The sequence below is a fragment of the Rhodococcus sp. NPDC006774 genome (assembly GCF_040636045.1).
In the GTDB taxonomy this organism is placed as follows: domain Bacteria; phylum Actinomycetota; class Actinomycetes; order Mycobacteriales; family Mycobacteriaceae; genus Rhodococcoides.
This window is the reverse complement of sequence record NZ_JBEYIW010000009.1, coordinates 171062-193520: the sequence shown is the minus strand read 5'-3', so window position 1 is coordinate 193520 and position 22459 is coordinate 171062. Positions and strand designations below refer to the sequence as shown.

The 22459-nt window shown below is 64.9% G+C and carries 26 protein-coding genes; 7 read left to right on the top strand and 19 right to left on the bottom strand.

Annotated elements, in window-relative coordinates:
* Nucleotides 1-62: 62 nt before the first annotated feature.
* The 3 genes from ABZ677_RS15990 to mycP all read left to right on the top strand — a co-directional run bounded on the left by ABZ677_RS15990 (nt 63) and on the right by mycP (nt 4176).
* A complete protein-coding gene (locus tag ABZ677_RS15990) occupies nt 63-1052 on the top strand; it encodes an LLM class flavin-dependent oxidoreductase (protein WP_094633700.1) in 990 nt (329 codons plus the stop codon).
* Nucleotides 1053-1180: 128 nt separating this feature from the next.
* Nucleotides 1181-2788, top strand: coding sequence for a type VII secretion integral membrane protein EccD (gene eccD, locus ABZ677_RS15985; RefSeq protein WP_358370881.1), 1608 nt, complete (start codon nt 1181-1183; stop codon nt 2786-2788).
* Nucleotides 2789-2838: 50 nt separating this feature from the next.
* Nucleotides 2839-4176: a type VII secretion-associated serine protease mycosin gene (mycP, locus tag ABZ677_RS15980; RefSeq protein ID WP_358370994.1), complete on the top strand. Its 1338-nt coding sequence runs from the start codon at nt 2839-2841 to the stop codon at nt 4174-4176.
* Between the two features lie 8 nt (nt 4177-4184).
* On the opposite strand, the gene eccB is transcribed toward mycP, so the two are convergent.
* Complete coding sequence (gene eccB / locus ABZ677_RS15975; RefSeq protein WP_358370878.1) at nt 4185-5639, bottom strand: type VII secretion protein EccB; 1455 nt, start codon at nt 5637-5639, stop codon at nt 4185-4187.
* Between the two features lie 135 nt (nt 5640-5774).
* Between eccB and eccE the strand changes: the two genes are divergently transcribed.
* Nucleotides 5775-7469, top strand: coding sequence for a type VII secretion protein EccE (gene eccE / locus ABZ677_RS15970; RefSeq protein WP_358370875.1), 1695 nt, complete (start codon nt 5775-5777; stop codon nt 7467-7469).
* 7 nt (nt 7470-7476) lie between these two features.
* Here eccE and ABZ677_RS15965 read toward each other — a convergent pair whose 3' ends face one another.
* The 9 genes from ABZ677_RS15965 to infA all read right to left on the bottom strand — a co-directional run bounded on the left by ABZ677_RS15965 (nt 7477) and on the right by infA (nt 12796).
* Nucleotides 7477-8034 (bottom strand): NAD(P)H-dependent oxidoreductase, encoded by a 558-nt coding sequence (locus ABZ677_RS15965; RefSeq protein ID WP_358370872.1) that lies wholly within the window; start codon nt 8032-8034, stop codon nt 7477-7479.
* 30 nt (nt 8035-8064) lie between these two features.
* Nucleotides 8065-8928, bottom strand: a complete 864-nt coding sequence (truA, locus tag ABZ677_RS15960; protein ID WP_358370991.1) for a tRNA pseudouridine(38-40) synthase TruA — start codon at nt 8926-8928, stop codon at nt 8065-8067.
* Nucleotides 8929-8966: 38 nt separating this feature from the next.
* Complete coding sequence (gene rplQ, locus ABZ677_RS15955) at nt 8967-9554, bottom strand: 50S ribosomal protein L17 (RefSeq protein ID WP_032397527.1); 588 nt, start codon at nt 9552-9554, stop codon at nt 8967-8969.
* 34 nt (nt 9555-9588) lie between these two features.
* Nucleotides 9589-10653 (bottom strand): DNA-directed RNA polymerase subunit alpha, encoded by a 1065-nt coding sequence (locus tag ABZ677_RS15950; RefSeq protein ID WP_008718222.1) that lies wholly within the window; start codon nt 10651-10653, stop codon nt 9589-9591.
* Between the two features lie 99 nt (nt 10654-10752).
* The gene (gene rpsD, locus ABZ677_RS15945; protein ID WP_032397528.1) at nt 10753-11358 is read right to left on the bottom strand and encodes a 30S ribosomal protein S4; all 606 of its coding nucleotides are present in this window, start codon (nt 11356-11358) and stop codon (nt 10753-10755) included.
* A 21-nt stretch (nt 11359-11379) separates the two neighbouring features.
* Nucleotides 11380-11793 carry a 30S ribosomal protein S11 gene (gene rpsK, locus ABZ677_RS15940; protein ID WP_027496331.1) on the bottom strand — a complete coding sequence of 138 codons (414 nt, stop codon included), beginning with the start codon at nt 11791-11793 and terminating at the stop codon, nt 11380-11382.
* Nucleotides 11793-12167 carry a 30S ribosomal protein S13 gene (gene rpsM, locus ABZ677_RS15935; RefSeq protein WP_008718227.1) on the bottom strand — a complete coding sequence of 125 codons (375 nt, stop codon included), beginning with the start codon at nt 12165-12167 and terminating at the stop codon, nt 11793-11795. Before rpsM ends, rpsK begins: the two co-directional genes overlap by 1 nt.
* A gap of 204 nt (nt 12168-12371) precedes the next feature.
* A complete protein-coding gene (gene rpmJ / locus ABZ677_RS15930) occupies nt 12372-12485 on the bottom strand; it encodes a 50S ribosomal protein L36 (RefSeq protein WP_025347279.1) in 114 nt (37 codons plus the stop codon).
* 89 nt (nt 12486-12574) lie between these two features.
* Nucleotides 12575-12796 (bottom strand): translation initiation factor IF-1, encoded by a 222-nt coding sequence (gene infA / locus ABZ677_RS15925; protein ID WP_005140011.1) that lies wholly within the window; start codon nt 12794-12796, stop codon nt 12575-12577.
* Nucleotides 12797-13144: 348 nt separating this feature from the next.
* Here infA and ABZ677_RS15920 point away from each other — a divergent pair, with 348 nt between their 5' ends.
* The gene (locus ABZ677_RS15920; RefSeq protein WP_358370862.1) at nt 13145-14038 is read left to right on the top strand and encodes a glycosyltransferase family A protein; all 894 of its coding nucleotides are present in this window, start codon (nt 13145-13147) and stop codon (nt 14036-14038) included.
* A gap of 16 nt (nt 14039-14054) precedes the next feature.
* Here ABZ677_RS15920 and map read toward each other — a convergent pair whose 3' ends face one another.
* From map to rpsH, 9 genes are all read right to left on the bottom strand, one after another.
* A complete protein-coding gene (map, locus tag ABZ677_RS15915; protein WP_032397529.1) occupies nt 14055-14852 on the bottom strand; it encodes a type I methionyl aminopeptidase in 798 nt (265 codons plus the stop codon).
* The gene (locus tag ABZ677_RS15910) at nt 14852-15406 is read right to left on the bottom strand and encodes an adenylate kinase (protein WP_094739494.1); all 555 of its coding nucleotides are present in this window, start codon (nt 15404-15406) and stop codon (nt 14852-14854) included. Before ABZ677_RS15910 ends, map begins: the two co-directional genes overlap by 1 nt.
* Nucleotides 15403-16725: a preprotein translocase subunit SecY gene (gene secY, locus ABZ677_RS15905; protein WP_032397531.1), complete on the bottom strand. Its 1323-nt coding sequence runs from the start codon at nt 16723-16725 to the stop codon at nt 15403-15405. Before secY ends, ABZ677_RS15910 begins: the two co-directional genes overlap by 4 nt.
* 315 nt (nt 16726-17040) lie before the next feature.
* Complete coding sequence (rplO, locus tag ABZ677_RS15900) at nt 17041-17484, bottom strand: 50S ribosomal protein L15 (RefSeq protein WP_032397532.1); 444 nt, start codon at nt 17482-17484, stop codon at nt 17041-17043.
* 2 nt (nt 17485-17486) lie between these two features.
* Entirely contained in the window at nt 17487-17666 is a 180-nt protein-coding gene (gene rpmD / locus ABZ677_RS15895) for a 50S ribosomal protein L30 (RefSeq protein ID WP_008718256.1), read from the bottom strand.
* A complete protein-coding gene (rpsE, locus tag ABZ677_RS15890; RefSeq protein WP_032397534.1) occupies nt 17666-18337 on the bottom strand; it encodes a 30S ribosomal protein S5 in 672 nt (223 codons plus the stop codon). Before rpsE ends, rpmD begins: the two co-directional genes overlap by 1 nt.
* A 34-nt stretch (nt 18338-18371) precedes the next feature.
* On the bottom strand, nt 18372-18788 hold the full coding sequence (gene rplR, locus ABZ677_RS15885; RefSeq protein WP_032365631.1) for a 50S ribosomal protein L18: 417 nt from the start codon (nt 18786-18788) through the stop codon (nt 18372-18374).
* Nucleotide 18789: 1 nt separating this feature from the next.
* Complete coding sequence (gene rplF / locus ABZ677_RS15880) at nt 18790-19329, bottom strand: 50S ribosomal protein L6 (RefSeq protein WP_032397535.1); 540 nt, start codon at nt 19327-19329, stop codon at nt 18790-18792.
* 14 nt (nt 19330-19343) lie between these two features.
* On the bottom strand, nt 19344-19742 hold the full coding sequence (gene rpsH / locus ABZ677_RS15875) for a 30S ribosomal protein S8 (protein WP_008718266.1): 399 nt from the start codon (nt 19740-19742) through the stop codon (nt 19344-19346).
* A gap of 570 nt (nt 19743-20312) precedes the next feature.
* On the opposite strand from rpsH, the gene ABZ677_RS15870 reads away from it, so the two are divergent.
* Nucleotides 20313-21680, top strand: coding sequence for a glutamine synthetase family protein (locus ABZ677_RS15870; RefSeq protein ID WP_358370856.1), 1368 nt, complete (start codon nt 20313-20315; stop codon nt 21678-21680).
* A gap of 1 nt (nt 21681) precedes the next feature.
* The gene (locus ABZ677_RS15865) at nt 21682-22380 is read left to right on the top strand and encodes a hypothetical protein (protein ID WP_358370853.1); all 699 of its coding nucleotides are present in this window, start codon (nt 21682-21684) and stop codon (nt 22378-22380) included.
* Nucleotides 22381-22459 lie beyond the last annotated feature (79 nt).

Sequence of the window (22459 nt, the reverse complement as noted above, 5' to 3'; positions counted from 1 at the left end):
CACCGTTGCACCTGAATGCGGCTCCTCGCCGCGCGCTCGACGAACGAAAGGCTGGCCCCACCGTGTCCGTACCCTTGTCCATCCTCGATCTCGCTCATGTGGGCGAGGGCGAAACAGTCCGCGACAGCTTCGATGCAAGCGTCACACTCGCTCAGCATGCCGAGAACTGGGGATACCGACGCATCTGGTACGCCGAGCACCACAACATGAAGACGATCGCGTCGTCGGCCACATCGGTTCTCATCGGCCACGTCGCCGCCAACACCGAGCGAATCCGGCTCGGATCCGGCGGGATCATGCTTCCCAATCACGCGCCGTTGACCATCGCCGAGCAGTTCGGCACCTTGGCGACGCTGCACCCGGGACGAATCGATCTGGGTCTTGGCCGCGCCCCCGGCAGCGACCAGGTCACGATGCGAGCGATGCGGCGCGATCCCGCGTCGGCCGATCGCTTTCCCCAGGATGTCCAGGAACTGCAGGGCTACCTGTCGACGGAGTCCCTGATCCCAGGAGTGAGCGCGACTCCCGGCGCAGGTACCGAAGTACCGCTGTACATCTTGGGGTCGTCGCTCTTCGGCGCGCAGCTCGCCGCTGCACTCGGCCTGCCCTATGCTTTCGCCTCGCACTTCGCACCCGACGCTCTCGAGCAGGCCGTCGAGATCTATCGGCGTGACTTCCGACCGTCCGCGCAGTTGTCGGAGCCGCACCTGATCGTGGGTGTCAACGTGATCGCGGCCGATTCGCTCGCCGATGCACAGGCGCAGTTCCTCCGTACCAAGCGCAGTCGCGTCAGCCTACTGCTCGGCCGCGGCCGGACCTTCACCGACGAGGAAGCCGACATGGTCCTCGAAGCGCCTGCGGGCCAACAGATCGCGAAGATGACCAAGTACTCGGCCGTCGGCACGCCGGACATGGTGAAGGACTACCTGGATCGATTCGCCGAACGCACCGGGGCGGACGAGCTGATCGTCGCGTCCGGTGTGTCCGACCGCGCGTCGTGGCTTCGCTCGTTCGAGTTGCTCGCACAGGTGAGTGACCTGGTTCCTGCCTGAGAGCTGCGCACTCCGCCGGCAGATCCCGACGAGCAATGGCTTGTCGCCGCGATGTCGTAAGGTTTGGACACCGATGCCCACTGGGGCGGGCATCGGAACGCGAATCGAACGCATCCGGGGGGATCTTCATGACACGCGCCGACAGCCGTCCATCGGCCGGCATTGTGCCGTCACGCACGGCACCTGCCGATCCGACACAGTCACCGAGTGCATCGGACGCGAGTAGGCGAGCATCGGGCGCGCAGTCCGTCTTTGCCCAGGAAGTCTGCCGGGTGACGGTGTTGGCCAGGTCCACGCAGGTGGACATGGCCCTGCCGGTGGACGTTCCGGTCTCGCTTCTCGTTCCGGGGATCGTCGACATGATTGCGGCGGGAGTGGAGCCTGCGGAACGACCGGGGAGAGCGGGAGTGGAGCCTGCGGAACGACCCAGAACAGCGGGAGATCCCGGCGACGAGGATCCCTCGTCGGACGGGTTGCCCGTGGCATGGACGCTTGCGCGGATCGGGTGTCCACCGTTGTCGCAGACTGCGACGTTGGCCGAGTTGTCGGTGCGCGACGGGGAGTTGCTCGTGTTGGGTGTGGCCGAGCGGCCCGCGCCGGTTCCGCTGTTCGACGACCTCATGTATTCCGTTGCGCGATCGGGTAGTGACGATGTTGCGCACTGGACTGCGCGTACGGCGCGCACGGTGGGTTCGGTCGTCACCGGAGTCCTGGTGATCTCGGCTTGCGCGGTCTTGTTGCGCGGGCCGATCCGGGCGGGAGCCGAGCACGTCGGCAGTCTTGTCGAGGGACTCGCTGCGGTCACTGCGTCGATTCTCTTCGCGATCGCGGGGGTGATTCTGGGGCGGGTCTATCGCCAGCACTCCGTCGCTGTCCTCTTCGGTGGGTGTGCCGTCGCCCTGATGTTCACCGGCGGAACTGTGCTGGTACCAGGGCAGTTCGGTGCGGCTCAGCTGATGCTGGGTTCGGCCATGGCAGGCGCGATCGCCCTCCTGTCACTTCGTATCGGCGGGACCGGGTTCGCACTGTTCACCGCTGCGATAGTGCTGTCACTTCTGACGTTCGCTGCCGCGGTGTGCGCACTGTTCACCACCATCCCGCAACCGGCGATCGGCACTGCCGCTGCGCTCACCGGCCTGGCCGGAATTGCGCTCTCTGCCAGAGTGTCGATGATGCAGGCCAAGTTGCCGCTTCCCCCGGTCCCCACTGCAGGCGCACCGTTGGACACTGTGGAGGAAGCCGAACTCGACGCGATCTCGTTCGCCGATCTGCAGATCGCCGCGGCCGGAGCGCGTAGCTACCTGACCGGTCTGCTGTCGGCGTTCACCGTCGCGGTGGTGGCGGGCGTGCTCGTCTCGGCGGCAGCCGATTCCGACGGTGGTGTCCGGTGGCCTGCGGTCGCGCTCGCAGCGCTGTGTGCGCTTGTCCTGCTGCTGCGCGGACGCACGTATGCCGTTGTGACGCACGCAGTTCCGCTGGTCGCAGGCGGAACGGCGATTCTGCTGGCGCTATTCGCCGGTGCGGTCGTTGCATCACCCGAATACGCTCTCGCCTTGTTCGGTGTGGCACTGGCAGGCGCGGTGACGGCATCGACCTTCGGGGCCTTCGTGCCCACCCGCACGTACTCGCCGGTGATGCGGCGATCGGCCGAGCTGCTCGAATATGCCACCATCGCCCTGGTCATTCCGATCGCAGTGTGGGTGTGCGGTCTGTACAGCGTCGTCCGCGGGCTGTGACGCCGCGCAAACAGCGAACGATCGTCATCGCGGCGTTCACTGCTCTTGCCCTGTCGTCGAACGCCGTCATCGGCGTGTATCCGGCACTCGCCGAACGTCCGGTGATCGACCCGTTCCAGCTGCCTGCACCGAGTCCACCCGGCCCACTCGAACCCACCGAACAGAAGAATGCCTGCGCCCTTCCGTCCTCGACCGCCGATGCCCAGGACGTCCCGACCGCGCAGAAGGCACTCGACTTCGCATCGGTCTGGCCCATCACCCGTGGGGCAGGTCAAGTGGTTGCCGTCATCGACACCGGAGTCACCGCTCATCCGCGCCTACCGGGCTTGATCGCCGGCGGTGACTACGTCAGCGCAGGCGACGGGTTGTTCGACTGCGACGCGCACGGAACGATGGTCGCCGGCCTGATCGCCGCGCAGACCGCACCGGGCAGCGGATTCGCCGGGGGCGCACCCGACGCACGCATACTGTCGATTCGTCAGTCCAGCAATGTCTTTCAGATCGTCGACAACAGGCCGGAGGAGGAGCAGGGGGCCGAACCGGAGAATGCAGCGGGCTACGGCAACGTACGCACGATGGCGATGGCCATCCGCACCGCGGTGGACTCCGGCGCCTCGGTCATCAACATCTCCGAGGTCGCCTGTGTGCCTGCGGGAGGCGGCGTGGCCGACGGTCCGCTCGGTGCGGCCGTGCACTACGCCGTCCGAGAAAGAAATGTCGTCGTCGTCGCAGCAGCCGGCAATCTCGGCAGCGCTGCCTGCCAGGCACAGAACCCGATGACCGACCCGCTTCGGCCCGGTGCCGACCCGTGGGCGTCCTTCGCGACCATCGCCACTCCGGCGTGGTTCGACGACGTATTGACTGTCGGTTCGGTCGAGTCGGATGGCACACCGTCTCCGTTCGGCCTGGCCGGTCCGTGGGTCGACGTCGCCGCTCCGGGCTCGAATATGACCTCGCTGTCGCCGACGGGCAACGGACTGGCGAACGGCACCCTCGGCACCGATGGCGTGCTTCCCATGACAGGAACGAGTTTTGCGGCACCGCTGGTTGCGGCGGTGGCGGCGCTGGTGCGCGCTCACCGGCCCGAGCTGTCGGCGCTGGAGGTGGTGGACCGGATCGAACGAACGGCGCATGCGCCGGCCGAAGGGTGGAATCCCCTCGTCGGCCACGGCATCGTCGATCCGCTTGCAGCGGTGACCGATTCGGTGACGCCTGCTCCCCTCCCGGTCCCTGCGGACAGTGTTGCGATGAGTGCGCCGTTGCCGCCGCCCACTCCGGATCATCGCCCGCGGACCACAGCGGTCACCGGTTCGGTGCTGGCGGCGGTGATCCTGGCACTAGGGCTCGCGCTGTCGGTGCCTCTGCGCCGACGCGGCAGGCTCGACTGAGCCGGACGCTACTTCGTCGGAAGTGCCGCGGCCTGCGGGTCGGGAGCGACACCGTCGTGCATCGTCAGGGCCTGGTCGCGCCCCAGAGTGGGCCCACTGCCGAGCAATTGGAGTATCTGCCAGGGCGCGGGTGCCGGCGGTCCGAAACCCAGCGCCGACGCGGCCTCGGCACCGTCGACGCCGTAGCGCACTCCGGTGTCGGCCACGAAGAAGACACTGCCCTGACGTGTACTCGACGTGGAGATTCCGGTACTGCGCACGAACCCGCCGCTACCGGGTGCCAGATAGACCTGATCGACGGCGTCGCCGCCGCCATCTGCCTGAGCCAACGCAACCGGTTGGGAACCGGTCTCGAGCGGCAATCCGCGACCGGCGGACTCGATCAGTCGAGCCGACGGTCCGCCGTCGGCAGCTCCGAGTGGCTCCCACGTCAAGCACCCGACCGGGCGCTCACCGGTATCGACGATCGCAGGAGTGGTCGCCGGAAACGTCGAAACCTCCAGTCCAGAAGAGGTTTTGGGAGCGTTCGCGAGCAGGTCGGGATTGACGGCGGCAATATCCGGACTACCCTGCGAATCGGTGAATTTGATCAGCAGTGCCGCAGTTTCGTTGATCGCCTGGATTCCGTCCTCGAGAACCACGTAGTACCGAATGTCGCGACCGGCGACCTGCACGACCGAACCGATCGTCCGGCCGTCGAACGGGAACGCAGGAGCCTCACCCGCTCGGGGAACGAACGGTGCTGCGACCGGCGGCGATTCGGGCACGGAATTGAGCAGACCCGCACTGACCGGGGACGGTGTCGCATCCTCGAGTCCGAGTGCGCGGACCACTGCCCTGTTGTTCAGATCGACCGGCGATTTGGTGCCGTTGTGCACGAGATACGCAGTGCCGTCGGATGTCCAGAGGAACGCCTCGGAGTCGGCGAGCGCAGCCGTGCTTTCACCGTATCGAGGATCGCCCACCACAACCGTTGTCGAGGTCACTCCTGCGATCGGGTCGACGGTGTCGCAGACGGTCCACGTTTCCGCGCTGCCGTCACCGTCGTACGGCAGCGCAGACGGAGCACCGGGTATACCCACCAGCGCGCCGCGGGGTCGTGCCGACAATTCGGATTCCTTGACCGTCAGCGGGTTGTCGGGCTTGCCGACGATCAAGCGAGCCGACGCGAGATTGAGCACCGGATGAAACACGTCGTCCACTTTCACGAACATGGCGGCCGAGTCCTTACCGACCACGATCGACGCGTCGCCGATCTTGTCCTGTGGCCGAAACAGCGCCAGCGCAGCGCATCCCGCCAAACCGATGCAGGCGATGACGACACCCACCAGCAGTGCCCGCGACTGCGACTTCATCGGATCGTGCAGCATCCGAACGTCGCGTCTGATCAGTGCGTGTTCCATTCTGCGGACGAGAAAGCGGTAACCGCCGACCTGCCACTTGGTTGTCGGCGTCGACGCCATGATTCCTCCCCAGGATTGTGCAGACGACCCGATCCCCATTCGGGTCACGCGACACAGTACAGTTCCTCCGCACACCTCGGCGACCGCGTTGGCGGTCATCGATGGGGCACTGCGACCTTCGGGGGGAGGGTTTCGATGACGCGTATCGGTTGGGCAGAGCGTGGGCGCGCCGCCGTCCCCTTCGTCGCGCCCACGAACCGGCGGGTGATCGTGGCCGAGACCGCAGCCGTGGCGATCAGTCTGGCTTTGTATGCGGCACAGGTACGGACCGGATGGGCTCTGCTCGCCGCTGTGGCAGTAGCGCTCGTTCCGTTCGTGGCCGTTCGGCGTAGACCGGTCGTCGACTGGGTCCGGGCCATCTGGAGGTTTCTCGCCGATCGCGCGCCCGATGTCGGCGTGACCACGGAACACACCGACACCGCAGGCGGCCCGGTCGGCGTCCACTGGCAGCGCGACACCGTCACCTGCACCATCGAGATCGTCCCGCCCGAGCACTCCACCACGGTCCTCGGCAGGGCGAGCGCCGAGACGCAGTACGCGCTCCCTGTCGACGCGTTGGCGTCGTGTCTGACCCAGCACGACATCGAGGTCTGCTCGATCGACGTCGTCGCCCTCGGTTTCCGCAGCTCGGCAGGTTCTGTCGCCACCGAGGTGTACGAGGGACTCATCGGTCCGCTACCGGCCGTAGCGGTGCGAACCGTCTGGGTGGCAGTCACTCTCGACCTGCGCGCGAATGCTCGGGCGATCGAGGTCAGAGGCGGAGGCAGGGCCGGCGCAGCCCGCACCGCTGTCGTCGCGACCACGCGTGTCCTCCGCGCTCTGCACGCGCACGGTCTGTCCTCGCGACTGTTGACGAGCTCCGAACTTCGGTCGGCCGTGTCGCAGCTCTGCCGGGGAGTGAGCACCGACGACCTTACTCAGACATGGTCGACGGCACCCATGCCTGGTGCGTCGAGTACGGGGTTCGGAATCGATTGCAGCGCAATCACTGCCGAGGACATCGCCACCCTGTGGGCAACACCGTCCCTCGGAACGACGATGTCCTTCCACCTGCAGCCCACCCGCGACCCAGGAAAGGTGCACGTCCGTGCGTCGTGCAGATTCGCCGCCCGGACACCGATCACGAAGCCTCGCGTACGCGCGTTGACCTCGATGAGCGGAAGTCAACGCGACGGTATTCTCGCCCAGCTTCCACTGGCCGTACCTGCACCGAAATCGTTGTCTCCCAGCCGAATCCTCGATGTCTCGACGGTGAACGAGTTGATGCTCCCGGTGAGTGGCTGCGGCCAGCTGCTGGGATCCGACGCCCGCGGACACGGTGTCGCGGTGCGGCTGTTCGGGCCTGGACTGACGCGAGTGCGCATCGTCGGAGAGCTCTACCTCGCTCAGCAACTGCTGTTCCGCGCCATCGCCACCGGTGCCAGGGTCCTCGTCCGCACCGATCGCCCCCACGCCTGGCGCGCACTCCTCGACGCCATCGGGGATCCCGATCGACTACTGGTCGACGGCACCACATCCCGATCCCGTCCCTCGTACGACGTGATCCTCATCGACTTCGCCGACGGTTCGGCACCGCCTGCGCAACAGGGACCGTCGGGCGTCACCGTGATCTCGTTGTCCGAGCACCTACCGCGGACCGGCCGCCCCGAACAGGAGCGAAGCATGCAGCGCTCGGAGGCGGATCTGACGATCGTCCAACCCCACGCGTCGGGTGATCGAATTCGAGTCCGGTCCGGTCCACTCGACGTCGAGTTGACTCTGGTCACCATTCCGCAGGAAACGGCCTTCATCGGACGGCCCAGAAGTCTGCGCCCCGCGGTTCGAGCATGACCGATTCTCAGCCGGGGTAGTCGGCACGCCCACGAGCGCCGGCCACCGCGTCGGCCCACCACTCCAGTTGGTCGAGAAGACGCCCGAGAGCGTCGACGGCGGCTGCATCGTCGATGCCTCCCGATTCGTCGAACCGCTTGCGCACCCGATGCAGCGACACCGCGTCTCGAACGGAGACCATGTGCAGTTCGGCGGTGATCTGCCGCAACTGTTCGGTGGCTCGAACTCCCCCGCCGAGCCCGCCGTACGAGACGAACCCCACCGGCTTACCGCGCCACTCGTACTTCACCGTGTCGAGCGCAGTCTTCAACGCACCGGGTACGCCGTGGTTGTACTCGGGGGTGACGAACACGAAGGCGTCGGCGGCACCGATGATTCCGGTGAAGCGTTCGGAGTCCTCGCACGGAGCCAGGGAGTTGGGCAACTCGAAATCGGCCAAGTCGACGTCGACCACCTCGACGGAGGTGCGTTCGGCTGCAACACCTCGAACCCAGGCCGCGACGGTCGGTCCCACTCGACCGGCACGCACACTACCGACGACGATGGCGAGCTGTATCGGCTGCATCGCTCCGACACTAGACCCGGTGACGCTCGGTCAGCCCTCTCCCCCACAGCAACTGTCATCGGTGATCGCCGTGCGCACTTCTCGGGTGGCCGCGTTACGGGCAGCCAGCTCGTCGGCCGGCGGGTAGTCGACTCGAACCAAGGACAATCCGTGCGCCGGAGCCACCGCCACCTCGCTCGCCCTCTCCCTGCGAGTCAACAGCGACCGCGCCCAGTCGGGAGTTCGGCGCCCTTCCCCCACGGCCTGCATTGCACCGACGAGGCTACGGACCATCGACCAGCAGAACGCGTCGGCGCTGACGTACGCGGTGAGACGGTCGCCGTCGCGCTCCCAGTCGAAGCGCTGCAGTTCCCGAACGGTGGTGGCACCATCACGTCGCTTGCAGAACGCGGCGAAATCGTGCAGGCCGATCAATCCCGCGGATCCCTCGCGCATCGCGTCCAGATCGATAGGCCTGGGCCAGGAGACGACACCGGCGACATCGAGGGGGTCGACGCCGTAGAGCGCAGTGCCGAAACGATATTCGTAATGCCTGCGGTACGCCGAGAATCGCGCGTCGAAATCACCGGAGACGGCGCTGATGGCACGCACGCGAACGTCGGTGGGCAGAAACCGTGCCATTCGGCGGACCAGTCGGTCGAGATCGTCCGGAACGTCGACGGCGTCGAAGTGCGCCACCTGTCCCGCTGCGTGGACTCCCGCGTCGGTTCGCCCCGCCACGGTCAGCTCTATCGGTTGCCGCAGCACCGTGGAGAAAGCTTCTTCGAGCACTCCGCACACGGTGCGAATGCCCGGTTGGCGCGCCCACCCGGAGAAGCTCGTGCCGTCGTACGAGATGTCGAGCCGAAATCTGGTGGGTACCGAAAAAGCGGGCCCGCCCTCCCCGGAGGGAATGGCGGGCCCGCTTCGATCGTGCTCGGAGCTCAAAAGGACTAGTCCTTCTTTGCTTCCTCGGCCTCGGGGGCGTCCGACGCGTGTGCGTCGTTGTCCTCGATGCCGTCGATGACTGCGTCGGCGTTGGCAACCTCGGCGTCGGTCGCGTCGGCTTCGACAGCCTCGACGACGTTCTCGTCGGTCGCGTCCTCGGCCGGAGCCTCGGTTGCGGCGGGAGCAGCCTGCGAAGCCTTCACGCGGCGAGCGCGATCGGCTTCGTTGGACACCGTCTGCTCGTTGACGAGCTCGATGATGGCCATCGGCGAGTTGTCACCCTTGCGGGGGACGGTCTTGATGATGCGCGTGTAGCCACCGTCGCGATCGGCGAAGAAAGGCCCGATCTCGGCGAACAGCTTGTGCACGACATCTTTGTTGTTGATCGTCTTGAGAACCTCACGACGATGCGCCAGATCACCCTTTTTCGCATGGGTGACGAGCTTCTCGGCGTGGGGACGAAGGCGCTTGGCCTTCGACTCGGTGGTGGTGATGCGGCCGTGCTCGAAGAGTGACGTCGCCAGGTTGGCCAGGATGGCCTTCTGGTGCGACGCCGACCCGCCGAGACGGCGGCCCTTGGTGGGCTTGGGCATGATGAATCTCCTAGTAAGAGCTCCAGCGAGCTGATTACAGCTGTTCTGTCTCGGCGTAGTCCTGCTCGGCACCTTCGGTGTCGCTGAAGGAGCCGGCGTCGGTGTCACTCCACGTGCCCGTGGTGGCGTCGTAGCCAGGCACGGTGCTCGGATCGAACGACGCGGGGCTGTCCTTGAGGGAGAGGCCGAGCGAATGCAGCTTGACCTTCACCTCGTCGATGGACTTCTGCCCGAAGTTACGGATGTCGAGCAGATCGGACTCGGTACGACCAACCAACTCGCCGACGGTGTGAACACCCTCGCGCTTGAGGCAGTTGTAGGACCGGACGGTGAGGTCCAGATCCTCGATGGGGAGTCCGAAGGAAGCAATGTGATCGGCCTCGGCGGGCGAGGGTCCGATCTCGATGCCTTCTGCTTCGACGTTCAGCTCACGGGCGAGGCCGAAGAGCTCAACCAGGGTCTTGCCCGCCGAAGCGAGCGCGTCCCGCGCGGTGATGGAATTCTTGGTCTCCACGTCGAGAACGAGCCGATCGAAGTCGGTGCGCTGTTCGACGCGGGTGGCCTCCACCTTGTAGGTGACCTTGAGCACGGGTGAGTAGATCGAGTCGACCGGAATACGGCCGATCTCGGCACCCGATGCCTTGTTCTGAACAGCGGGGACGTAGCCGCGACCGCGCTCGACGACGAGCTCGATCTCCAACTTGCCCTTGTCGTTCAGGGTCGCGATGTGCAGATCGGGGTTGTTCACCGTGACGCCGGCCGGAGGCACGATGTCGCCTGCGGTCACAGCGCCTGGGCCCTGCTTGCGGACGTACATGGTGACCGGTTCGTCTTCTTCGGAGCTCACCACGAGGCCCTTGAGGTTCAGGATGATGTCGGTGACATCTTCCTTGACTCCGGGGACGGTGGTGAATTCGTGGAGGACGCCGTCGATACGGATGCTGGTGACAGCAGCGCCGGGGATCGACGACAGCAGGGTGCGGCGGAGCGAGTTGCCGAGTGTGTAACCGAAGCCGGGCTCGAGCGGCTCGATGACGAATTTCGAGCGGTTGTCGGCGATGACCTCTTCGGTCAGCGTCGGGCGCTGTGAAATGAGCATTGTGTGTTCCTCCTGTACGGGCGTCCGCTATTTGACGCCCACGTGTGGAGGCGAAGACGCATGTGAGCCTCGCGGGGAGACTCACATGCGTGCTGCGCCTTACTTCGAGTAGTACTCGACGATGAGCTGCTCCTGGAGCGGCACATCGATCTGTGCGCGCTCCGGCAACCTGTGCACCAGGATGCGAAGACGGTTGGGAACGACCTGCAGCCACGGGGCGACGGGACGGTCGCCGTAGCTTTCGCGAGCGATCTGGATCGGCAGCGTCTGTGCTGACTTCTCACGGACATCGATGATGTCGTACTGCGAGACGCGGTAGCTGGGGATGTCGACGCGCTTGTTGTTCACGAGGAAGTGACCGTGCGTGACCAGCTGACGGGCCTGACGACGCGTACGTGCCAGTCCGGCACGGTAGACGACGTTGTCGAGACGACTCTCGAGGATGGTCAGCAGGTTCTCGCCGGTCTTGCCGACGGTCCTGTTGGCTTCCTTGTAGTACAGACGGAACTGCTTCTCCATGACGCCGTAGGTGAAGCGAGCCTTCTGCTTCTCCTGCAGCTGGAGCAGGTACTCGCTCTCCTTGATCCGCGCGCGGCCGTGCTGGCCGGGCGGGTAGGGACGACGCTCGAACGCTTGGTCGCCTCCGACGAGGTCGACGCGCAGACGACGCGACTTGCGGGTGATAGGACCGGTATAACGTGCCATTTTCTAAACCTTTCCTTCCCGCTAGACCCGACGCCGCTTGGGCGGACGGCAGCCGTTGTGCGGCTGAGGGGTGACATCGGAGATGGTGCCGACCTCGAGGCCAGCGGCCTGAAGCGAGCGGATCGCGGTCTCACGGCCGGAGCCGGGACCCTTGACGAAGACGTCGACCTTCTTGACGCCGTGCTCCTGTGCCTTGCGCGCAGCGTTCTCGGCTGCGAGCTGTGCGGCGAACGGAGTCGACTTGCGCGAGCCCTTGAAGCCCACGTGTCCCGAGGACGCCCACGAGATGACGTTTCCGGCGGGGTCGGTGATCGACACGATCGTGTTGTTGAACGTGCTCTTGATGTGCGCAGATCCGTGCGGGACGTTCTTCTTGTCCCTGCGACGCGTCTTCTGCGCCTTCTTCGGACCGGTACCGCGTGCTTTGGGGGGCATTACTTCGCCTTCTTCTTGCCGGCAATGGTGCGCTTGGGTCCCTTACGGGTACGCGCATTGGTCTTGGTGCGCTGTCCACGGACGGGCAGACCACGACGGTGGCGAAGACCCTGGTAGCAGCCGATTTCGATCTTGCGACGGATGTCGGCCTGCACCTCGCGGCGCAGGTCGCCCTCGACCTTGAGGGACTCGTTGATGTAATCGCTGAGCTTGCGCAGATCGTCGTCGCCGAGATCCTTGCTTCGCAGGTCGGGGCTGACGCCCGTCGCTGTGAGGATTTCCTTGGAGCGGGTACGGCCGACGCCGTAGATGTAAGTCAGTGCGATCTCCATGCGCTTTTCGCGCGGCAGATCCACACCTGCGAGACGTGCCATGTGGCATTTCCTTTTCTTGTCCGGAGGTCTGCTCCCAGTCCGTCCCCTGTGTCCTTCTCACCGCTGGGGTGGGAAGCGTCTTTCAACAAACTCAGTGGGGCCCCGGCCTCCGTGCCGGGGGTATGCCGCAACGCGTGTGTCGCGGTTGGTGCTGGGAGGTCATCTTCTAGCTGTTGCCAAGCCGACGTGCGAAATGCTCGGTGGTTATCCCTGACGCTGCTTGTGACGCAGGTTGTCGCAGATCACCATGACGCGTCCGTTACGACGAATCACCTTGCACTTTTCGCAGATCTTCTTGACGCTCGGCTGAACCTTCACGTCGTTGATCTCCTGTGTGTAGCTCGGCCCCGCTGCATGCAGTGGCCCCGAGCATGGTTCTCCCCGACCGGACGTGGCCGGGGAAGCTGTTACTTGTAGCGGTAAACGATGCGTCCACGCGTGAGGTCGTAGGGCGAAAGCTCCACCACGACGCGATCCTCGGGAAGGATGCGGATGTAGTGCTGACGCATCTTTCCGCTGATGTGAGCGAGTACCTTGTGGCCGTTTTCGAGCTCAATGCGAAACATCGCATTGGGCAGCGGTTCGACAACTCGGCCCTCTACCTCGATAGCACCGTCTTTCTTGGCCATATCCTCCGCGATCCTGGCTCTCACACCTGGTTGATTGCATCTGTTTCCGTTACCGTGATGCCCACTGACCGACCCGAATGAACGGGACGATGTGTCGCCGGAACGGTTCGCAGCCCACCAGGGCACGCGAACATCCGGTACGCAGGGCGCACCGTCGATCCATGTTACCGGGTAAAGCACGTCTGGCCAAATGCGTCCCGCGTCCATGCTCCAGGTCATCGTTTGCCCCTCTTCGATTTCCTGGACTACCGTTCTGCCGGGCTGCATCACAGCCGCACAACTTCGGGCCGTCCCGCCTGCGCTCGCAGCGACGGCCGTCTCCGCGACGACGACTACAAGGCACCCCTCTTGAAATCAGACACGCGCGCCGGAAACCCGGTCGTATCCGTCATCATCCCAGTCCACAACGCCAAGGATGTTCTCGACGATCAACTACGAGCTCTCGCTCGACAGGACTACGAGCATCCGTTCACGGTGATCATCAGCGACAACGGGTCGACCGACGGCCTTCGCGAACACATCGAGAACCATTGCCTCCGTGGTGCCCTGGACCTGAAGTACGTCGATGCCGAAGGAAAACCGGGCGCATCGTTCGCTCGTAACAGGGGCGCAGACGCCGCCCGCACCGAACTGCTCGCATTCTGCGACGCGGACGACGCGGTGCATCCGACCTGGCTCCGACGCATCGTTGCAGGCCTCGACGAGTACGACCTGGTGGGTACCGGTTTGGAGACGGAGACACTGAACTCCGTTGCCACGCGAGCATCGACCCCCTTCGCACCGCCGTCGGACCAAGGCAAGTCGACGTTCCTCCCGTTCGCCATCGGTGCCAGCATGGCGTGCCGCAGATCGACCTACCGTGAGCTCGGCGGCATGCTCGAGCACGTACACGCGAGCGAGGACATGGAGTTCTCGTGGCGCGCACAGCACGCCGGCTGTCGATTGCACTTCATCGCCGAACCGCTGGTCTCGTACCGACTGCGCACCGGCCACCGGGATAACTGGAAACAAGCAGGCGCTCTGGGATACGGATCGGCTCACGTGCGCGGCCTCCACCGAGCACACGGCTGCCCGCCCTTCCGGGCCCGATCGATCTCCGTCGCCCTGCTGATGCTCGGCGTACGGAACCCACTGCTTCCGACTGCGGTGACCAAGATGCCCACTCGGCTCTGGCTCCGTCTGGTGGCTGCGCACCTCGGCCTGATCCGCGGCGGTCGACGCTACGGATCGTTGGCCTGGTGACCTGGCCGGGTCGGACCTAGCTGGGTCGCAGGGTCAGAATGCGGGGTCCGTCCTCGGTGACGGCAACGGTGTGTTCCCAGTGCGCGGACCGGGATCCGTCGGTCGTCACGACCGTCCACCCGTCGTCGAGGATGTCGGTGTCGTACGTACCGAGAGTCAACATGGGCTCGATCGCGAGGGTGGATCCGACGACCAGCTCCGGTCCCTTGCCGGGGGCACCCTCGTTCGCGAGGAACGGGTCCATGTGCATTTCACGGCCGATTCCATGACCGCCGTATCCGTCGACGATTCCGTACTTGCGCCCGTGCGCCTGCTCGGCCGCATGGGTTCCGGATTCGATGGCGTGCGAGACGTCGGTGAGCCGGTTGCCGGGAAGCATCGCGGCGATGCCGGCTTCCATCGACAGCCTCGTCGCCTCACTGAGCATGGCGTCGGCCTCGATGATGTCGCCGACACCGAATGTCCATGCAGAGTCTCCGTGCCAACCGTCGAGAACCGCCCCACAGTCGATGGACACCAGATCGCCCGCGACCAAGAGCTCGTCTGCCGACGGAATGCCGTGCACCACACGGTCGTTCACCGACGAGCAGATACTGCCGGTGAAGCCGTGGTAACCGAGGAACGACGGCACGGCACCGGCGTCACGAATGACCGCCTCGGCCACTCGGTCGAGCTCGAGTGTCGAGACACCGGGTACCGCCGCTGCCCGGACGGCAACCAGAGCAGCGCCGACGACCGCGCCGGCCGCAGCCATGGCGTCGAGTTCGCCGGCACTGCGGAACGGCACGACCTTGCGTTTACGGCCGAACGCCATTACTTGCCGTGGTCCTCGATGGACTTCAGCGCGCGAGCGTTGACCTCGTCCACCTCACCGATCGCGTCGACCGTGACGAGTTGACCCTCGTAGTAGTCGAGCAGCGGCGCGGTCTCGTCCCGGTACACCTTGAGCCGGTTCCGGATGACGTCTTCCTTGTCGTCCTCGCGTCCACGCGAGAGCATGCGTTCGACGACGACGTCCTCGTCGACGACGAAGGACAGTACGGCGTCGAGCTTCGCGTTCAGATCCGCCAGGATGCCGACCAGTGCCTCGGCCTGACCCACCGAACGAGGGAAGCCGTCGAGCAGGAAGCCGTTGACGGCGTCCGGCTCGGAGAGGCGGCTGCGGACCATGTCGATGGTCAGCTCACTGGGAACCAGATCGCCGGCATCGAGGTACTTCTTCGCTTCGAGTCCGAGGGCCGTCTTCTCACCGATGTTCGCGCGAAACAGGTCGCCGGTGGAGATGTGCGGAACGCCCAGCTTCTCGGACAGGAGGACGGCTTGGGTGCCTTTGCCGGCACCGGGGGGACCGAGCAGAACAAGTCTCACTTGAGGAACCCTTCGTAGTTACGCTGCATCAGCTGGCTTTCGATTTGCTTCACGGTGTCCAGGCCGACGCTGACCATGATCAGCACGGCGGTGCCACCGAAGGGGAGGTTCTGTCCTCCACCCGAACTACCGATGTCGAGGAACAGGTTCGGGAGCACGGCAATGGTGCCCAGGTAGACCGCGCCCGGCAACGTGATGCGACTGAGGACGTAGTTCAGATAGTCGGCGGTCGGCTTGCCCGGACGGATGCCCGGGATGAAGCCGCCGAACTTCTTCATTTCGTCGGCGCGCTCCTCGGGGTTGAACGTGATCGCCACGTAGAAGTACGTGAAGAAGACGATCAGACCGAAGAAGATCGCGATGTAGACCGGGTTCGCGGGGTTCACCAGGTACTCGTTGATGATGCGCTGCCACCAACTCGGATCGACCGCGGTGCTCGCCGAGGTGAGCTGGGCGATGAGGTTCGGCAGGTACAGCAGCGAGGACGCGAAGATCACCGGGATGACGCCGGCCTGGTTGACCTTGAGCGGAAGGTACGTGGACGACCCGCCGTACATCTTTCGACCGACCATGCGCTTGGCGTACTGGACGGGAATTCGACGCTGACCCTGCTCCACGAAGACCACGCCGGTGATGATCAGGAACGCTGCGAAACAGACGAATCCGAACACCAACCCGCCGCGGCTCTCGAGGATCGAGTTGCCCTCGGACGGGATACGCGAGGCGATTCCGGCGAAGATGAGCAGCGACATGCCGTTACCGACACCGCGCTCGGTGATGACCTCACCGAACCACATGACGACGGCTGCACCTGCGGTCATGACGAGCACGATGATGACGAGGCCGAAGATGGACTGGTCGGCGATGATGTCCTGCTGGCATCCCTGAAGGAGCTGCCCACGCGAAGCGAGGGCCACCAGGCCGGTCGCCTGCAGGATGGCCAGCGCGATCGACAGATAACGCGTGTACTGCGTCATCTTGGCCTGCCCCGACTGCCCCTCCTTGCGGAGTTCCTCGAACTTCGGGATGACGACGGTGAGCAGCTGCACGATGATGCTGGCGGTGATGTACGGCATGATGCCGATCGCGAACACCGAGAGCTGTAGGAGCGCTCCACCGGAGAACAAGTTGATCAACGAGTAGATGCCCGCCGAGTCTCCACCGGAGACCTGGTCGATGCATGCTCGGACATTGGCGTAGTCGACACCCGGCGACGGCAGTGTTGCACCGAAGCGATACAGGGCGACCAGACCGAGCGTGAAGAGGATCTTCCGTCTCAGGTCAGGAGTCCTGAGGGCCGACACGAAGGCGGAAAGCAAAGATCCTCCTGGCACGACTGCATTGACGCTGCGAGTGCATCGTCGGGAGCGCAACTGCTGCTCCCGTGAGCCTCACGAGCATGGACTGCAAGCGACATGCGTCGCCCGCATCGAAACGAACTTCTGTGAACTCTAGAACTCTAACAGTGCGTATCGAACCGCCCGACGGTCAGTGTTGGACCCTGTCCGTTCGGTCGACCTCGGCACGTGGTGCCGAGGCAACGATGGCCGCAGCTCAGCTGCGAGAGCTGTGGCTGCGGCCATCGTCACGAACTGCTGGTCGATGCGCTACTACTCAGCACATCGAACCGATGCTCATACCTCGGTTGCAGAACCGCCGGCAGCGGCGATCTTTTCCTTGGCGGAGCCCGTGAACTTGTTGGCCGAGATCTCGACCTTCACGGTCAGGTTTCCGTCGCCGAGAACCTTGACGGGCTCGTTCTTGCGAACGGCGCCCTTGGCGATGAGCTCGGGGATACCGATCTGACCGCCCTCGGGGAACAAACGCTCGATGTCGCGCAGGTTCACGACCTGGAACACGACACGGTTGCGGTTGGTGAAGCCCTTGAGCTTCGGGAGCCGCATGTGGAGGGGCATCTGGCCACCCTCGAAGCGTGCCGGCACGTTCTTGCGTGCGCCGGTTCCCTTGGTACCGCGACCTGCGGTCTTGCCGCGCTTGCCACCTTCACCACGGCCGACGCGAATCTTCGTCGACTTGGATCCGGCTGCGGGGCGCAGGTGGTGCAGTTTGATGGTCATGGTTAGACCTCCTCAACAGTTACGAGGTGGCGCACCGTGTTGACCAGTCCGCGGTTCTGCGGGTTGTCCTCGCGGACGACCGTCTGGCGGATGCCCTTGAGCCCGAGAGTACGCAGGCTGTCACGCTGGTTCGCCTTCTGGCCGATGGTGCTCTTGATCTGGGTGACCTTCAGCTGAGCCATTACTTCACCGCTCCTGCCTGTGCGCGTGCGCGCAGCATTCCGGCGGGTGCAACCTCTTCGAGGGTCAGGCCGCGGCGGGCCGCAACTTCCTCGGGACGCTGCAGACCCTTGAGGGCTGCGACGGTCGCGTGCACGACGTTGATGGCGTTGTCGCTACCGAGCGACTTCGACAGCACGTCGTGGACACCGGCGCACTCCAGCACGGCACGCACAGCGCCACCGGCGATGACGCCGGTACCGGCGCTGGCCGGACGCAACATGACGACGCCGGCTGCGGCTTCGCCCTGAATGGGGTGCGTGATGGTGCCGGCGATCATCGGGACGCGGAAGAAGCTCTTGCGAGCCTCCTCGACACCCTTCTGGATGGCCGCGGGAACTTCCTTGGCCTTGCCGTAGCCGACGCCGACCAGTCCGTTGCCGTCACCGACGATGACCAGGGCGGTGAAGCTGAAGCGTCGACCACCCTTGACCACCTTGGAGACGCGGTTGATCGTGACGACCTTCTCGATGAAGTTCGACTTGTCCGCAGCGTTGCCGCCACGGCCGTTGTCACGACGGTCACGACCGCCACCGCGGTTGTCGCCGCGCTGGTTGTTGTCGCCACCTGCGTTGGGGCCACTGTTCTGTCCGGCGGGGCCGCTTCCGCCGTCACGCCGTTGACGTCCCGGCATCAGGCTGTCCTTCCGTTGTCAGTCATTGTCATCATCAGAACGTCAACCCGCCTTCACGGGCTGCGTCTGCGAGTGCCGCGATGCGGCCGCTGTAGTTGTTGCCGCCGCGGTCGAACACGACTGCCTCGACGCCGGCTGCCTTCGCGCGGCTGGCGATGAGCTCGCCGACCTTCGCGCTGACGGCCTTCTTGTCGCCCTCGAGGGCGCGCACATCGGCTTCGATGCTCGACGCGCTGGCCAGCGTGTGGCCGGCGAGGTCGTCGATCAACTGCACGTGGATGTGACGCGAGGACCGGTTGACGACCAAGCGGGGACGCTCGGGCGTGCCGGAGATCTTCTTGCGAAGGCGGAAGTGACGACGTGCCTTCGACAGGCGACGCTTCGTCGAGACGTCGGTGCCACGCGGAGTGCGCTTGACGACGTTCGCCTTGTCTGCTGTTTGCTGGCTCATATCACTTACCCGTCTTTCCGACCTTGCGGCGGATCACTTCACCCTCGTAGCGGATGCCCTTGCCCTTGTACGGGTCCGGACGCCGCAGACGACGAATGTTGGCAGAGATCTGACCGACCTTCTGCTTGTCGATGCCGACAACGGTGAATCGCGTGGGCGACTCGACCGTGAACGTGATGCCCTCGGGTGCTTCGATCAGCACGGGATGGCTGTAACCGAGTGCGAACTCGAGGTCCTTGCCCTTGAGTACGACGCGGTAACCGACGCCGTGAATCTCCATCTTGTTGGTGTAACCGTTGGTGACACCGGTGATGAGGTTCGCGACGAGAGTGCGCGACAGTCCGTGCAGTGCACGGCTCTTGCGCTCGTCATCGGGCCGGGTGACAGCAATGGTGCCGTCGTCGGCGCGAGCGATCTGGATGGGCTCGGCGACCGTCAGGCTCAGGGCACCCTTGGGGCCCTTGACCGCAACGTTCTGGCCGTCGATGGTGATATCGACTCCAGCGGGGACCGGTACCGGCAATTTTCCAATACGTGACATGGTGGTGGCCTCCCCTACCAGACGTAGGCGAGGACTTCTCCGCCCACACCCTGCTTGGCCGCCTGACGCTCCGTGAGCAGACCTGTGGACGTGGAGATGATCGCCACGCCCAGGCCGCCGAGAACCTTGGGCAGATTGGTGGATTTTGCGTACACCCGGAGACCGGGCTTGGAGACGCGTCGCACGCCGGCGAGGCTGCGCTCACGGCTCGGGCCGTACTTCAGATCGACGATGAGGGTCTTGCCCACCTCGGCGTCTTCCGTGCGGTAGTCGGAGATGTAGCCCTCGCGCTTGAGGATCTCGGCGATGTTCGCCTTGAGCTTCGAGTGGGGAAGCTTCACCTCGTCGTGGTACGCCGAATTGGCGTTACGCAGACGGGTCAAGAAGTCTGCAATTGGATCGGTCATCGTCATGGTGTGACCTGTGCACCTTTCTCGCAGCGGTTCCCATGCAGCATGCGCGAGCTGGTGCCCCTGGATTCTCGAGAACCCGGCGGGCCTGGCTCGTCACATCGTGGGCCTACAACGAAGTGAACATGTCCTGACCGACTGTTGCCGGTCAGGGGTTGCGCTCCAAGCAATGCATCGCTGCACTGCCAGGTGTTTCGAGCTTCCGCATTTCGATGCTGACGTACGGAGAACTCGAGGTTGCGTTTCTATTGCAAGGACTCGCGTGCAGGCACGACGAAGCCCGGGCAACCGCTCTAGTGTAGGGAACCGGGTGCCGTTCTCAAAATCGGCGTGGTAGCGCTCGACGAACACCATGCCGGAAGGACGGGGCGGGTACGGATGCAGGCCTCGGGCACGCTTCGACCTCTTCCAATGTCGTCCGTGAGACTCACCGCCGCGTCGACGCCGCCCTAAGCTCAACCGCAGAGACGATGAAGCGCGGGCAACCGCTCAGTTTCCGCGTAGCCAAGCCTTTTCGCAACCCGCAGGCCCAGTCGGACACCCCGACGAGCACTTCTTCGCTAACGTCGGACCATGACGGACTCGAAGGCAGTCGACATCGACCACCTCACCCACACTCTGCGCGACCGCAACATCGTCGGGGTCACCATCGGCTGGGTCGACAACAACGGCATCGTCCGATCACGCACCGTGCCCACCGCAGAATTGACGGCAGTCGCGCGACGCGGAGTAGGAGTCACCGCGGTGTTCGCGGTGTTCGATTCGCACGATGGGATCACGTTCGCCCACGACGGACTGTCGACTCCGTCCGGCGATGTGCGGTTGATTCCGGTGATCGACAACGCGTCGAGCGTGGTCGCACTGGCCGGCCAACCAGGTTTGTCCTGGGTACACGGCAGGCAGCTGTCGGCGGACGGCTCTCCCTGGCCCTACGATCAACGCTCGGTTCTCGAGCGGCAGGTGCAACTGGCGGCCGATGCCGGTTTCGAGGTGCGGGCCGGATTCGAGATCGAGTTCGCGCTGACTCGCGAATCGGACGGCCTGTCCGCTCATCGGGGACCTGCCTACTCCGCGAACGCAGTACGCGACGTCGACGAATTCGTCGTGCTGTTGCTCGACGCGCTTGCCGCGAACGGTCTGAGCGTCGGCCAGATTCACGCCGAGTACGGCGCTTCCCAAATCGAGATCGCGCTCAGTCCACTCGATCCACTTGCCGCGGCCGATGCGCAAGTTCTCGCGCGGCAGACCATCCATGCAGCAGCACGGGCCCAGGGGCTGCGGGCAAGCTTCGCTCCCCTGCCCTCGTCGAGCAGTGCGGGTAACGGGTGGCACCTGCACACGTCACTGGTTCGCGACGGCCACAACGCGCTCACTGGCGGCGGAGAGCACGGATTGTCCGAGACCGGGCGGTCGTACATCGCTGGCCTGGTTCGAGAACTCTCGGGACTCACGGCCATCACGGCACCGAGTTCGGGGTCCTTGCTGCGCCGTCGACCCGGCTATTGGGCCGGTGCCTTCGGATTTTGGGGCGTCGAAAACCGGGAGGCTGCAGTGCGACTCGTGCCTGCCACTCCCCTTCTCGGCCCGGAACACACCAACGTCGAGTTGAAGGCGTGCGACGCGTCCGCCAATCCGTATCTGGCGCTGGCCGTCACGATCGCGGCCGGCCTGTCGGGTGTGGCAGATGGCGCGCAGTTGCCGCCACCGGTTCAGGAAGATGTGGGCAGCTGGGATGATGCCCGACGCGACGCCGCGGGCATCTCCCCACTCGCGACGACCCATGCTCAGCAGCGGGAGAACCTACTGTCGTCCGAACTGGTCGCGGATGTGTTGGGCGAGGATCTTCTGGGCGCGTTCGTTGCGTGCCGGGACGCCGATGCAGCATGGGCGGACAGTCACACGGAGGACGAAATGCTCGAATCGTTGCGCTGGATCTACTGACATGCTGCGACGGTTCCCCGGCGCAGGTTCCATCGTCTCTGCACTCGATCGTGTTCTGCCGCAACCGGATCAACTCTGCGGACCGTTCTCGGCATCGGTAGCGCTGACAGCGGTCATCGGCGACGACGCACCGGACGTCACCGCACTTGCGATCGCATCGGGATCCGCGATTTGGCCGGGCGAGATCGAGTCGGCCCGTCCTCCCGGAACGCCCCGGCTCACCGATGGGTGGGATGTGTTGCCGCCGGCCGTATCGACCGACACGGCCGGGACAACAGCGGCAGGTCTCGCGGCGGGCATCGAGACGGCGACCGTCCACCGCGTTGCCGTCGTTCCGATCATGGGGCCCGGTGCCGAGGGATTGCGCCTGTTACTTGCTCGCCTTGCCGACGCGCCCTTCCGATTCGGCCTGGTGGCGAATGTACATACAGCCGAACTGACCGAATTCGATTGGAGCGTAGGACATTTCGTGACCGTCTGGGGATTCGATCCGGTCGCGGACGTCGTAGCGATTGCCGACACCTATCGGGAACTCGGAGCCCCGGATATGCCGCCGGGATGTAGGACCGTCTCCGCCGACGCCTTCGCGTCGGCGATGTCCGAGCGTGGTGTGCTGCTGATCGTCGACAACGAGGTTCATCATGCGGCGGTAGGTCTGGTCCGCTCGCTGGAGCTACGACACGACCTGTGGTCGGTATGAGTCGGAAGCCCTGAGAAACACGAAATGGGCGTGGGTTCCTGTCGAAACCCACGCCCATCAGCGTGGTGTGGTGAAGCCC

Bases quoted from the DNA above. Each gene is read 5' to 3' on its own strand.
- eccD (WP_358370881.1), top strand. From the start codon at position 1,181: ATGACACGCGCCGACAGCCGTCCATCGGCCGGCATTGTGCCGTCACGC.
- eccB (WP_358370878.1), bottom strand. From the start codon at position 5,639: ATGGCGTCGACGCCGACAACCAAGTGGCAGGTCGGCGGTTACCGCTTT.
- eccE (WP_358370875.1), top strand. From the start codon at position 5,775: ATGACGCGTATCGGTTGGGCAGAGCGTGGGCGCGCCGCCGTCCCCTTC.
- ABZ677_RS15965 (WP_358370872.1), bottom strand. From the start codon at position 8,034: ATGCAGCCGATACAGCTCGCCATCGTCGTCGGTAGTGTGCGTGCCGGT.
- rplQ (WP_032397527.1), bottom strand. From the start codon at position 9,554: ATGCCCAAGCCCACCAAGGGCCGCCGTCTCGGCGGGTCGGCGTCGCAC.
- ABZ677_RS15950 (WP_008718222.1), bottom strand. From the start codon at position 10,653: ATGCTCATTTCACAGCGCCCGACGCTGACCGAAGAGGTCATCGCCGAC.
- rpsD (WP_032397528.1), bottom strand. From the start codon at position 11,358: ATGGCACGTTATACCGGTCCTATCACCCGCAAGTCGCGTCGTCTGCGC.
- rpsK (WP_027496331.1), bottom strand. From the start codon at position 11,793: ATGCCCCCCAAAGCACGCGGTACCGGTCCGAAGAAGGCGCAGAAGACG.
- rpsM (WP_008718227.1), bottom strand. From the start codon at position 12,167: ATGGCACGTCTCGCAGGTGTGGATCTGCCGCGCGAAAAGCGCATGGAG.
- infA (WP_005140011.1), bottom strand. From the start codon at position 12,796: ATGGCCAAGAAAGACGGTGCTATCGAGGTAGAGGGCCGAGTTGTCGAA.
- map (WP_032397529.1), bottom strand. From the start codon at position 14,852: ATGGCGTTCGGCCGTAAACGCAAGGTCGTGCCGTTCCGCAGTGCCGGC.
- rplO (WP_032397532.1), bottom strand. From the start codon at position 17,484: ATGACCATCAAACTGCACCACCTGCGCCCCGCAGCCGGATCCAAGTCG.
- rpmD (WP_008718256.1), bottom strand. From the start codon at position 17,666: ATGGCTCAGCTGAAGGTCACCCAGATCAAGAGCACCATCGGCCAGAAG.
- rpsE (WP_032397534.1), bottom strand. From the start codon at position 18,337: ATGCCGGGACGTCAACGGCGTGACGGCGGAAGCGGCCCCGCCGGACAG.
- rplR (WP_032365631.1), bottom strand. From the start codon at position 18,788: ATGAGCCAGCAAACAGCAGACAAGGCGAACGTCGTCAAGCGCACTCCG.
- rplF (WP_032397535.1), bottom strand. From the start codon at position 19,329: ATGTCACGTATTGGAAAATTGCCGGTACCGGTCCCCGCTGGAGTCGAT.
- rpsH (WP_008718266.1), bottom strand. From the start codon at position 19,742: ATGACGATGACCGATCCAATTGCAGACTTCTTGACCCGTCTGCGTAAC.
- ABZ677_RS15870 (WP_358370856.1), top strand. From the start codon at position 20,313: ATGACGGACTCGAAGGCAGTCGACATCGACCACCTCACCCACACTCTG.
- ABZ677_RS15865 (WP_358370853.1), top strand. From the start codon at position 21,682: ATGCTGCGACGGTTCCCCGGCGCAGGTTCCATCGTCTCTGCACTCGAT.